Origin of the sequence: Mariniphaga sp. (assembly GCF_041687215.1) — a bacterium.
GTDB lineage: Bacteria > Bacteroidota > Bacteroidia > Bacteroidales > Prolixibacteraceae > Mariniphaga.
Map to the genome: position 1 here is coordinate 1 of NZ_JAWLCI010000096.1, position 11,505 is coordinate 11,505.

Sequence of the window (11,505 nt, forward strand, 5' to 3'; positions counted from 1 at the left end):
ATTCTCGTGGGTGTCAAAAAATTGTCATGTAGGTTTCATATGATTAAAATTGTTCATTTTCAAAGGTATCATATGGAACTCGCACGTATTTTAATCATCCTATTGGGCGTAAATATTTTACATGCTCGTTTCATTTGATTTTTTTATATGCAGAAAGACAGAAGTTTATATGTAGGGCTGTTTTCCTGATTCTGCTATTCTGGCTCAGGTTTGTTATATTTGGCCATTAATTGTACAAACTTCAAAAAAAACCTGATAATGATTATTGCAGTTGATTTCGACGGAACCATTGTTGAACACAAATTTCCCAAAATGGGTAATGAAATTCCTTACGCCATAGAAACTTTAAAACAATTTCAAAAGAAGGGCCATAAACTCATTCTCTGGACCTACCGTTCAGGCAAAGAACTTGATGAAGCAGTCGAATTTTGCGAAAAAAGAGGGCTTCAGTTCCATGCAGTAAATAACAATTTTGACGGGGAAGAATTTGACAATACATACAGCCGGAAAATTTATGCCGACATCTACATTGATGACAGAAATCTGCTGGGAATTCCAGAGTGGAAAAAAATTTATGAAATGATATTGGAAAAAGAAGAGGAAAAACAGGAATAAAACATTTGTATCATACGCTCAAATCATATTTTAAAATGACAAAAAAAATTGCATTAATTACCGGTGTTACAGGGCAGGATGGAGCTTATTTGGCAGAATACCTGATAAAAAAAGAATATGTTGTTCATGGCATTAAGCGCCGCGCATCGATGTTTAACACCGAACGAATTGATCACATTTATCAGGATCCTCACGTAGATAACCGCAACCTGATTTTGCACTATGGCGATATGACCGACAGTATGAACCTGACTCGAATAATTCAGGAAGTGCAACCTGATGAAATTTATAACCTTGCTGCTATGAGCCATGTAAAAGTAAGTTTCGAAACACCGGAATATACGGCCAATGCCGATGGCATTGGAACCCTTCGACTTCTGGAAGCCATTCGTTTACTGGGCCTTACACAAAAAACACGCATTTACCAGGCATCAACTTCTGAGTTGTATGGTATGGTACAGGAAGTTCCCCAAACAGAAAAAACACCGTTTTATCCACGCTCGCCATATGGAGTTGCTAAACTATATGCCTACTGGATTACTGTAAACTACCGCGAAGCTTATAATTTACATGCTTCAAACGGCATTCTTTTTAATCATGAATCACCAATCAGGGGCGAAACCTTTGTTACACGGAAAATTACCCGGGCAATTGCGCGAATAGTTTTGGGGATGCAGGATACCATTTTTATGGGAAACCTTTCGGCACAGCGCGACTGGGGCCATGCCAAAGATTACATAAAAGCTATGCATCTCATTCTTCAGCAAGAAAAACCGGATGACTATGTAATTGCCACTGGCATAACAACTTCAATCCGTGATTTTATAAGATTGTCAGGCGAAGAATTGGGACTTGAAATTACATTTGCTGGTGAAAACGCTGACGAAAAAGGGTATTTAACCGCCATTGATGAAAAAGTTTTTAATTCAAAAGTTGGAGAACAGTATTTTGAAGCCTTCAAAAAACGCATTCAGAAAAACACTTCTTCAAACATGAGCGGAGAACCCCTCATTGCAGTGGATCCGCAATATTTCAGACCTACCGAGGTTGAACTGCTTATTGGAGATGCCACAAAAGCCCGCGAGAAACTGGGATGGATACCTAAATATGATTTAAAAGGTCTTATTTCGGAAATGATTCAGTCTGATATTGACCTTATGAAAAAAGATGCTTACCTGCGCGAAGGAGGGTACCGTACTCTGAACTATTTTGAATAAACAAAAATGAATAAAAATTCGAAAATATATGTTGCCGGTCACACGGGTTTGGTGGGTTCTGCCATTTGGAAAAACTTGCAGTTAAAGGGATATACCAACCTCATTGGTAAAACGATTGATGAACTGGATTTGATGAACCCGGCAGCGGTCGATAAATTTTTTGCATCCGAAAAACCTGAGTACGTTTTTCTGGCAGCCGCCAAAGTAGGTGGAATTGTGGCAAATAATACTTATCGCGGACAATTCATTTACGAAAACCTGATGATTCAGAATAATGTTATTCATCATGCATACAAATACAATGTAAAAAAGCTGTTGTTTCTTGGAAGTACTTGCATATACCCGAAAGAGGCTCCGCAACCCATGCCCGAAGATTCTTTGTTAACCAGTCCGCTGGAATATACCAACGAACCTTATGCCATAGCAAAAATTGCAGGGATAAAAATGTGTGAAAGTTACAACATCCAGTATGGAACTAACTTTCTGTCGGTAATGCCTACCAATTTGTACGGTCCGAACGATAATTTCGATTTGGAAAAATCACATGTACTGCCGGCATTAATGCGAAAGATATACCTGGGAAAATGCATCGAAAACAATAACTGGGACGCCATCCGCACCGATTTAAATAAGCGACCAGTCGAAGGCATTAACGGCATAGCCACCAACCATGAAATATTGCAAATACTTGCAAAATACGGCATTCGTCGCCCCTTGGGAGGGATTGAGGGGGGCTTTACAGTTGAAATCTGGGGAAGCGGAAAACCTTTGCGTGAGTTTTTATGGAGTGAAGAACTGGCAGATGCCTGTGTTTACCTTATGGAAAAGGTAAATTTTAAAGATGTGGCAGGTCAAAATCAAAAAGAAATCAGGAATACCCATATTAATATTGGCACCGGAAAAGAGATCAGCATAAAAGACCTCGCTTTTTTAATTAAAGAAAAAATTGGTTTTAAAGGAGAACTGGTTTTTAATAAAGAAAAACCTGACGGTACCATGCGTAAACTTACTGATGTTTCTAAGCTCCATTCACTGGGCTGGCATCATAAAATTGAAATTGAAGAAGGAATAGAAAAAATGTTTCGCTGGTACACAGCACAGTAAAAAACTCCAAAGAACCGTCGGTTCAGATAAAAACTCTGACTTGAAGTCAGGGCTTTTAGTTTTAAGAATCATTAATCAAACAAGTTCAATATCAGAATTTTTGGGATATTTGAATAAAAACAGTCAATATTAAAAAATGAAGAATTTAATCTTCATTAACACGTTCTTTTTGCGGTCAGCATTACAAAATTGTAAATTTGTACAAAACAAGGTTTTAAGGTTAAATTAATTTATTAAATATAAAAATTATGGAAAGAATAGCTGATGTTGTACAGCCGGGTGTAATAACAGGCTCCGACTTACAATATATTTTCAAAGTAGCTCAAAAAAACAAATTCGCACTTCCAGCAGTTAACGTGGTTAGTTCTTCGTCTATAAATGCGGTAATGGAAGCGGCAAAAGTGGCCAATGCTCCTGTAATGATTCAATTTTCGAACGGTGGTGCTGCTTTTAATGCAGGAAAAGGCCTGAAAATGGAAGGACATCAGGCCGCCGTTTTAGGTGCAATTGCAGGTGCCAAACATATTCACACCTTAGCCGAAGCTTATGGAGTTCGTGTTGTTCTTCATACCGACCATGCAGCAAAAAAACTTTTACCCTGGATTGACGGCCTACTTGATGCCGGTGAAAATCACTTTGAAGAAACCGGGAAACCGCTGTTCAGCTCACACATGCTCGACCTTTCGGAAGAACCGCTGGAAGAAAACATCGAAATCTGCAAAAAATACCTGGAGCGCATGAGTAAGATTGGGATGACCCTCGAAATCGAGCTTGGCATTACCGGTGGTGAAGAAGACGGCGTGGACAATACCGATGTTGACAGCTCGAAACTTTATACTCAGCCCGAGGAAGTTTGCTACGCTTATGAAGAACTGAGTAAAGTAAGTCCGAATTTTACCGTTGCCGCTTCATTTGGTAATGTGCATGGTGTTTACAAACCGGGAAATGTGAAACTTCAGCCGAAAATTCTGAAAAAATCACAGGAATACATTAAAAAGAAACACAACCTTGATGATAATTTTCCGGTTGATTTTGTATTCCACGGAGGTTCAGGCTCATCACATGAAGAAATCCGCGAAGCCATTGATTACGGTGTAATCAAAATGAACATCGACACCGACACCCAATGGGCATATTGGGATGGCGTCCGGAAGTTTGAAGCTGAAAAACACGATTACCTGCAGGGACAAATCGGAAACCCGGAGGGCGAAGATAAACCCAACAAAAAATTTTACGACCCTCGCGTATGGATTCGCAAAGCAGAAGAGGCCATGATTGCACGTCTGCAAAAGGCTTTCGAAGATTTGAATGCAGTGAATAGTTTGTAAAAGCAATAATTTTAATAGCTAAAAAATAAGGGTCTGCCATGGTTGGGCCCTTATTTTTTGTCTATTTTTTCAATCCATTTTTCAGGATTCTGATAGGTGCTGATAACTGCTAATACCTCAACTGCATCGTTATTTTCATCGATGTAGAAATGCACCAAATAAGGAAATTTTCTGACTAAGACACAGCGAATTTCCCTGTAACGGATAGCATAAATCTGCGGATTTCGCTCCAAAAGATTAATTTGTCTAATTGCTGCTTTTTGAAATCTGGTGCCTAATTTTGGCAGTTGTTCATTGTACCAGGCTGATATTTCTCTAATATCATTTAGTGCATCCGGTTCAATTCTGACTTTGAATTTTTTCATAAGAAATTCAGTGTTCCTTTCGCGTCTTCCCAATCCAAAAGCCTATCAGGATTTGCTCTGACCTTTGCAAAACGCTCCATTACCAGTTTCTGGTCTTCCTCCGGAATTTCAGTTACCTTCTCTTTTTTCTCCAAAGCATAATCAAGTAAACTCTTTATAGCAGCAATGAGGTTTTCGTCGTTAACCTGCTTGAACTGCTCAATTATAATTGCCTTTTGTGCCTGAATATTCATTATTATTGTTTTTATGCTTTCTCAACAAAATTAAGGAATAATTCTGATACTACACAGGAATATCAACAAAACGGGGCTCCAGTAAATTGGAACCCCGTTTTGTTATACTAAAATATGTCAAAGTAGAATTAATTCCCTAAATCTTTTATCCGGATATTCCTGAATTTCAGTTCTGAACCGTGGCCCAGGAAACCGATGTATCCTTTTTCACGTTTCAATCCGGGATGGTCTCTGCCATCGAGGGTCCCGTTTTTGCTGGCTTCGGCAATGTCACCGTCCAGAATAACTGTTCCGTTCAGCGTTATCTTTATTTTCGAGCCCTGGACCACCACTTCCTGCTCGTTCCATTCTCCCACCGGCTTCAGGTACCCGCGCTTGGCCGGAATAACTCCATAAACGGAACCGTGATACTGGTACTCGTCCAGATTGGCATAAATGGGTGCGGTATTGTCCAGAATCTGCAACTCCATGCCCTGGTAGGCAGCATCGCCTGAAAGCGGTGCACGAATCCCGAGTCCGTTGTTGGCACCTGGTGTAAGCTGAAATTCAAACCGGAAAATAAAATCGCTGTACTCTTTTTCAGTAAACAAGTTACCATGTCCTCCGCGGGAAGGTTGCACAACCAGCTCGCCATTTTCAGCCAAATAATCGGTTTTATTTCCCTGCCAGCCGTCCAGGTTCATGCCGTTAAAAAGTGACACAAATCCTTCAGCTTTTTCCTCTTCGGTTAAACCAATTTCGTTGATATTGATTTCTTTCACGTAAATATCGCGGAAAGCCAGCTCGTTGCCATGCGCCTGCAATTCAATGGTCCCTTCTTCGAAAATCGGAATGCTGCGGTCCCAGTAATTATCCATGCGCACATTGTCCACAACCAACTCTCCGTTGAGGTAAACCGTTACATTTTCACCAATCATTGTAATATGGAAGGTGTTCCATTCTCCCACCGGATTGTCGGCTACTTTCAGCGGATTGCGCACGTTGTCGGGATTGTTGTTGTACAATCCACCCGAGCCTACCTGAGCTCCAGATTCCACGCGCGAGGTATCCCAAATCTGCACTTGCGGTGTTCCCCTGAGGTAAATACCGCTATCGCCTTTCCTGGTGATTCTCCAGTCCACAATCAACTCAAAATCTTTGTACTTTTTAACCGAAACAAGATTTGCCCCGTGTCCGTTAAAAATAATCTGGCCATCTTTTACACTCCAGTTTTCCAGCATTTTTTTATCGGCTTCTTCCCTGGCTCTGGCACGTTCGGCCTCGCTCAACCGGGCAATTTTTATGGGATTGCCGTCCAGCAGCATCCCCTGCCAGCCATCCAGGTTTTTTCCGTTAAACATGGAGACAAAACCTTCTTCTTTGGGCATTTGAGCCAGATAATTATTGATGTTGATGATGTCGTAATCGCTCTCTTCACCGGTTAGAACCGAAGTTACGCGTTGGAGCATATTGCGTACTTTTTCGCCGACAAAATTGTTTTTCCCGTCAGAGTCGGGTAACGCAATGCGCATAATTGCACGGGTAGCGGTTTGCTGTAGCTCATTTTCATCCAGAAACTGTTCCAGGTAAACCAGCGAAAGGAATGTCTTCAGGTTGCCTATGGCGTTGATGACCTGTTGCTTATCGTTTACATTGGAAGCATACGGCATAATTTTCCGGTACTGCAGCAGCTTCTGGTCGTCGGTTAAACTGGCAGAACGTACCTGACGCACAAAGCTTGAAAAAGCTTTGGAACGGTAATCGCCGGCTGAGTTCTCCACCACTTCGTAAAGTGAAGCAGCAGCAGAATAATCTTTCCAACTGGTAAGGGCTTCAAAAGCGGTTTCTTTCAAATTGCCCGTTGAATTGTTAAAATATCCGGTCACAGTTTGCAATGCCACATCACCGCCAATTTCAGGAAGAATGGCAATGATACGTTCTTTATTATTGGTGGTTTTTAGTGCCTGAAGCAGTTTCCCATTTTCAGTTTTTTCAACTTCAACTCCCTGTGCAGCAGGCACAACAGACTGTTGCACCTGCTGAATTTCGTTGTCATTTTCAACATTTAGCAACAAATGAATCAATGCATCAAGATTTTTTTCCGTGGAAATGTTTTTCAGCGCTTCAAAAGCAGAGGTTCTTTCTGCCTGATTTTGCGATTTTGTAACCGCAAGAATATCATAGAAGTAATCATTTCCCGATTTTGCTGCAACCAAATCAATAAATGCAGCCTTTGTAGCTCCCGAAGTACTTTTCATTCGTTCAGCAACAGGTCCGAGGTGCTTTTGGTCGGTTAACTGCATTAAAGCTTTTTTTGAAACATCCAGATCGGTTCCTTTTTCCAGGTGATTCAGCAACACCGGAACAGCTTCTTTCCCTTGCAGACGCGTTAGTGCCTCAATGGCATCTTCACGAACCACAGGATCTGCATCGTTCAGGTTTCCAGTCACAAAACCGGCAGCCAGCTTGTCTCCCCGCCGGCTAAGCATATCAATAATTTCAGCCTTTTTTTCTCCTGAAACGGTTCCGGCTTTGTTCACCCATTGGCGTGTGGCAGCCACACCTCCCACTTTTTCAGCAATGTTCAGTGCAGCGTACCGAAACTCTTTGTTGTTGCTGTCAACTGCTTTCAGCAGCATCGGCATGGCATCGTAACCAAAATGTTTGGCATAAACCGAGAGAGCAGCAGTGTTATTATGCAGTTTATCATCTGTCTGGTTTGCTTTCATAATTGCTTTCAGCGCTTTCTGGCTGAGTTTTGTTTCGCCTTTTTCCGCCAGGCGACTGGCATAATTCAGGAATGCTTCGGCAGCATGTGTCGGTTCATATTTATAATCCACATCCTGAGCTGCTTTCTGCAACAGTTTATAAGACTCGGGGTTCCCGAGATTGGCCAGTGCCCCGAGCGCCACTTTACGCAAATTTATGTTTTCTGATTCTGCAGCAACTGAAATTGCCCTCAGGGCCGGTTCGTAACGGAGTTCTCCCAGAGCCTTTGTGAGAGTAATTTTTCCTTCTTCGCTGACTTTCGGAAAGTTTTCGAACAATGCCACAGCTGCGTTTTCAGAACCAATAGCTACCAGAGTTTGGGCAACCGGTTCGGTCAGTTCTTCATTTTCGAGATATTTTCTAATGGAGTTAACAGTTTGGTCGCTACCCACCAGGTTCAACTGGTTCAGCAAATAGGTTTTCACCTCGGCACTGGTTTGTGATTCGAGTGCTGCCAGCAAACCATTTTCCACCATTTTACGGGCATCTTCCCTGCCAAATTCGCTGGAATACCGGGCCAGGCTGTTGAGGGCAAAACGCACTGCAGTGTCGTCTCCTTCTCCTGCCGGAGTAAGCAGTTGGGTCATTTTCCCGAATCCCTGCGGGCCTAAATCAATCAATTCGTTCAGAACACGGTCGCGGTGAACCAGATCGCCGGCAGGCATTTGGGCAAGGGCATCAGCCACTTTGGTGTCAAGCGTTCTTCTGTCCTGGGCAAATGATGTTGATGTAACCAAAGCCAGGAGTAATATTGCTGTAAATTGAAATATTCTGTTATTCATCTTTTAATTCTTTTTATAAAATTTATTTTAAGCCCCCTTGGGGGGTTGGGGGCCTCTTCCTAAATGCTCCACGGAGCACGCATGGGTTGGTTAATCAACCGGTTGGCACCTTCGTCGTCAACAAACTGAAGTTTATCTGGGTCGAAATTTAACGTACGACCCAGTCTGACAGCAATGATTCCCAGATTCACCAGGGTGGCCGACCAGAATCCATTGATTTCATTCAAAGCAAACTTCTTCCGGGTTTTCACCGATTCGGAGAATATAGAAATCTGTGGTTCCGGGTCGGGCAAGGTTTTTAGGAACGATTGCAGGTTTGGAATATCGGAACGGAATCCGCGAAAAATTTTCCCGTGTGGTCCTTCGATATAGGCTGCATCTTTGTCTTTATTTTCACCGTCAAGAATGATTTGACAACCATCGGCGTATGTATAGGTAATCCGCCGCCAGGAGCCCACTGCATCGTAATGTTGTTGCGGAGCGTCCACTTCAATTTTCACCGGCGCGGTATCGTCTTTTCCGAGCATATACTGCACGGGGTCGAGGTAGTGCTGTCCCATATCGCCCAGGCCGCCGCCGTCGTAGTCCCAGTATCCGCGGAATTTGGAGTGTACCCTTTCCGGATTGTACGGTTTGTATGGTGCAGGTCCGAGCCACATATCGTAATCGAGATTTTCAGGTACCGGCATGGGTTTCAGGTTGTGTTCGCCGCTCCAGTAAAATTTCCAGTCGTAACCGGTAACGCCGCTCACGATAAATTTCAGCGGCCAGCCAAGAATACCGCTGTCAATTACTTTTTTCAGTGGTTTCACATCGGTTCCCAGTCCGTAGAAATTGTCTTTGAAACGGAACCAGGTGTTCAGGCGAAACATGCGCCCGTGGGCATTTACGGCTTCCATCACTTTTTTGCCTTCGCCAATGGTGCGGGTCATGGGTTTTTCGCACCAGATGTCTTTACCGGCTTTGGCTGCTTCAACTGCCATAATACCATGCCAGTGTGGCGGCGTTGCAATGTGAACAATATCTACTTCGGGCAGTTGAATCAACTCCCTGAAATCGTTAAATGTTTTTACATCGTAATCGATCATGCTTTTAGCGCGATCCATGTGAAGCCGGTCCACATCGCAGATGGCCACCACACGGGTGCCTTCGTAAGGAATGTGCCCGCGGCCCATGCCGCCAACACCGATAATCCCTTTGGTCAACTGGTCAGACGGCGCAATAAACCCGTTGCCTCCCAAAACATGGCGCGGCACAATGGTGAAACCTGCTCCGGCAACCAGCGCACTCTTTAAAAATCTTCTTCTTGAAGTTGGATTTTTACTATTCATTGTATTTCTGTTTAAATATTTCGGAAAATGAAATCTATCCTTTATTCTCTGAAAAACTATTTTGGAAAGGGTTTTTCAGTAATAAATTTCAAAGATAAAATTTACTTCTTAAAAAATTAGAAAACCGGAAAGGCAAAAATTTAAACAGGAAGCAAAAGGTTGAAGGTTTGTTGAAAAATAGAATATTGGCTAACGAAATTTGAAAGGGTAAAATTTTATCTTTATCCCATTCTGAAAATCAAAAAACTTCAATATGAAGAATATTCCTGTAATTGCTGTTTCCGGAAAATCGCTGGCCGAAGCGTACGAAATTGCCCTGATTTCGCTTTATGAAAAGGGCACGCGTTTCAAAACCCAGTACGATAAACCAGGCGATCCGCTGAGCATCGACTGTACGTTGAACCTGACAATAGAAGAGCCGGAAACCGATCCAATGATTCACATGGCCTTTCCGGGAGGAATTGAAGATTTGAAGGAATATGTTATGGAGTTGAAGGGGTTCAAAGATCACTGGGTAAAAAACATGAACGACGAACACGACACCCGCTGGGAATATACTTATCACGGAAGAATAAAAAATTACGGAGTCTGGAAAGTGCTTCAGAATGAAGAATCGGTTGAAGTTGGCCCGTTTAAGGTTGATCAGATTCAACGTGTCATTGAAAAACTATCGGCCCAGCCTTTTACCCGGCAGGCACAAATGATTACCTGGATGCCCAACCTGGACAACACCTGTTACGATCCGCCCTGTTTGCAGTCGTTATGGTACCGCATTCTGGAAGACGAGGAAGGCGTTTACTGGCTGAACTGCAACATCCGGTTTCGGAGCAACGATGCCTGGGGCGCCAGTTTTATGAATATGTTCGGATTTATTCAGTTTAACAAAGAAGTGATCGCCGCAGGCGTTGCTGAAAAAACAGGAAAAACCGTAAAACTCGGACGGCTAAACTGGCAGGCCGATTCGTACCACATTTACGGGAAAGACATTCAGGCCGCCACAGAGCGCCTTTTCGACCGGGTAACCGACATGCCGTTTGAAGAGCGTACCATGCCGTTTAACGACCCGTTCATCCGCGACATGTATGATGCTGCAGAGCCTGCAATTATAAAGAAAATTAAAGAGTTTGACGAGCGGCATTAGATTCAATATAATGCGTTAAATTTCTCTTTCAAAATCTCCTTCACCTCTGTCATGGGAATTTCTTTTCCCAACTCCTGTTGAATAGAAGTTACGCCAAATGTCAGTCCGCAAGGATTGATGTAACTGAAATAGCGCATGTCGGTATTTACATTCAATGCAAAGCCGTGCATGGTTACATAACGACTCACACGAACGCCGATGGCACAGATTTTCCGGGAACGGGAAGGATGATCAAAATCGAGCCAGACTCCGGTTGCACCTTCCTTTCGACCACCTTTCAAACCGTATTCAGCAATGGTGGCAATAATGGCATCCTCCATTTTTTCAATGTATTCGCGCACGCCGATTTTGTAATATTCCAGATCGATGATAGGATAACCCACAAGCTGCCCCGGCCCGTGGTAGGTAATGTCGCCGCCACGGTTGATTTTATAAAAGGTGGCCTCAATTTTTTTCAGCAAGTCGCCGTGTGCCAGCAGATTTTTTTCGTCGCCGCTTTTGCCCAGCGTGTAAACATGCGGGTGCTCCACCAGAATAAACTGATTTTTGGAAGACGGATTTTTGGTTTCCCTTTTTTCTGCAATTATTTCTGCAAGAATTTGCTCCTGCAAGTCCCACACTACTTTGTAGTCTTTCAGACC

Annotated in this window: 10 protein-coding genes; 5 read left to right on the forward strand and 5 right to left on the reverse strand. The window is 43.0% G+C overall.

The genetic code is table 11. The annotated features are described in order from the left end of the window. The first annotated feature begins 258 nt into the window (after positions 1 to 258). From ACESMA_RS20440 to fbaA, 4 genes are all read left to right on the forward strand, one after another. Positions 259 to 615, forward strand: coding sequence for a BT0820 family HAD-type phosphatase (locus ACESMA_RS20440; RefSeq protein ID WP_372950734.1), 357 nt, complete (start codon positions 259 to 261; stop codon positions 613 to 615). Positions 616 to 650: 35 nt separating this feature from the next. Further along, complete coding sequence (gene gmd / locus ACESMA_RS20445) at positions 651 to 1,832, forward strand: GDP-mannose 4,6-dehydratase (RefSeq protein ID WP_372950735.1); 1,182 nt, start codon at positions 651 to 653, stop codon at positions 1,830 to 1,832. A 6-nt stretch (positions 1,833 to 1,838) separates the two neighbouring features. After that, a complete protein-coding gene (locus ACESMA_RS20450) occupies positions 1,839 to 2,936 on the forward strand; it encodes a GDP-L-fucose synthase family protein (protein WP_372950736.1) in 1,098 nt (365 codons plus the stop codon). Between the two features lie 248 nt (positions 2,937 to 3,184). Continuing rightward, entirely contained in the window at positions 3,185 to 4,264 is a 1,080-nt protein-coding gene (gene fbaA / locus ACESMA_RS20455; RefSeq protein ID WP_372950738.1) for a class II fructose-bisphosphate aldolase, read from the forward strand. A 50-nt stretch (positions 4,265 to 4,314) separates the two neighbouring features. Here fbaA and ACESMA_RS20460 read toward each other — a convergent pair whose 3' ends face one another. The 4 genes from ACESMA_RS20460 to ACESMA_RS20475 all read right to left on the reverse strand — a co-directional run bounded on the left by ACESMA_RS20460 (position 4,315) and on the right by ACESMA_RS20475 (position 9,723). After that, on the reverse strand, positions 4,315 to 4,629 hold the full coding sequence (locus ACESMA_RS20460) for a type II toxin-antitoxin system RelE/ParE family toxin (protein WP_372950739.1): 315 nt from the start codon (positions 4,627 to 4,629) through the stop codon (positions 4,315 to 4,317). Then, positions 4,626 to 4,862, reverse strand: a complete 237-nt coding sequence (locus tag ACESMA_RS20465; RefSeq protein WP_372950740.1) for a hypothetical protein — start codon at positions 4,860 to 4,862, stop codon at positions 4,626 to 4,628. Before ACESMA_RS20465 ends, ACESMA_RS20460 begins: the two co-directional genes overlap by 4 nt. Positions 4,863 to 4,990: 128 nt before the next feature. Beyond that, positions 4,991 to 8,392 carry a DUF1080 domain-containing protein gene (locus ACESMA_RS20470; protein WP_372950741.1) on the reverse strand — a complete coding sequence of 1,134 codons (3,402 nt, stop codon included), beginning with the start codon at positions 8,390 to 8,392 and terminating at the stop codon, positions 4,991 to 4,993. A gap of 59 nt (positions 8,393 to 8,451) precedes the next feature. Beyond that, the gene (locus ACESMA_RS20475; protein WP_372950742.1) at positions 8,452 to 9,723 is read right to left on the reverse strand and encodes a Gfo/Idh/MocA family oxidoreductase; all 1,272 of its coding nucleotides are present in this window, start codon (positions 9,721 to 9,723) and stop codon (positions 8,452 to 8,454) included. A gap of 253 nt (positions 9,724 to 9,976) precedes the next feature. Here ACESMA_RS20475 and ACESMA_RS20480 point away from each other — a divergent pair, with 253 nt between their 5' ends. Further along, on the forward strand, positions 9,977 to 10,864 hold the full coding sequence (locus tag ACESMA_RS20480) for a thymidylate synthase (RefSeq protein WP_372950743.1): 888 nt from the start codon (positions 9,977 to 9,979) through the stop codon (positions 10,862 to 10,864). Between the two features lie 2 nt (positions 10,865 to 10,866). Here ACESMA_RS20480 and lipB read toward each other — a convergent pair. Further along, positions 10,867 to 11,505: lipoyl(octanoyl) transferase LipB (gene lipB, locus ACESMA_RS20485; protein ID WP_372950744.1), on the reverse strand; the 639-nt coding region annotated here is incomplete at its 5' end.

Coding starts and splice junctions, on each gene's coding strand:
- gmd (WP_372950735.1), top strand. CDS start 651: ATGACAAAAAAAATTGCATTAATTACCGGTGTTACAGGGCAGGATGGA.
- ACESMA_RS20475 (WP_372950742.1), bottom strand. CDS start 9,723: ATGAATAGTAAAAATCCAACTTCAAGAAGAAGATTTTTAAAGAGTGCG.
- ACESMA_RS20460 (WP_372950739.1), bottom strand. CDS start 4,629: ATGAAAAAATTCAAAGTCAGAATTGAACCGGATGCACTAAATGATATT.
- ACESMA_RS20465 (WP_372950740.1), bottom strand. CDS start 4,862: ATGAATATTCAGGCACAAAAGGCAATTATAATTGAGCAGTTCAAGCAG.
- ACESMA_RS20470 (WP_372950741.1), bottom strand. CDS start 8,392: ATGAATAACAGAATATTTCAATTTACAGCAATATTACTCCTGGCTTTG.
- ACESMA_RS20440 (WP_372950734.1), top strand. CDS start 259: ATGATTATTGCAGTTGATTTCGACGGAACCATTGTTGAACACAAATTT.
- ACESMA_RS20480 (WP_372950743.1), top strand. CDS start 9,977: ATGAAGAATATTCCTGTAATTGCTGTTTCCGGAAAATCGCTGGCCGAA.
- fbaA (WP_372950738.1), top strand. CDS start 3,185: ATGGAAAGAATAGCTGATGTTGTACAGCCGGGTGTAATAACAGGCTCC.
- ACESMA_RS20450 (WP_372950736.1), top strand. CDS start 1,839: ATGAATAAAAATTCGAAAATATATGTTGCCGGTCACACGGGTTTGGTG.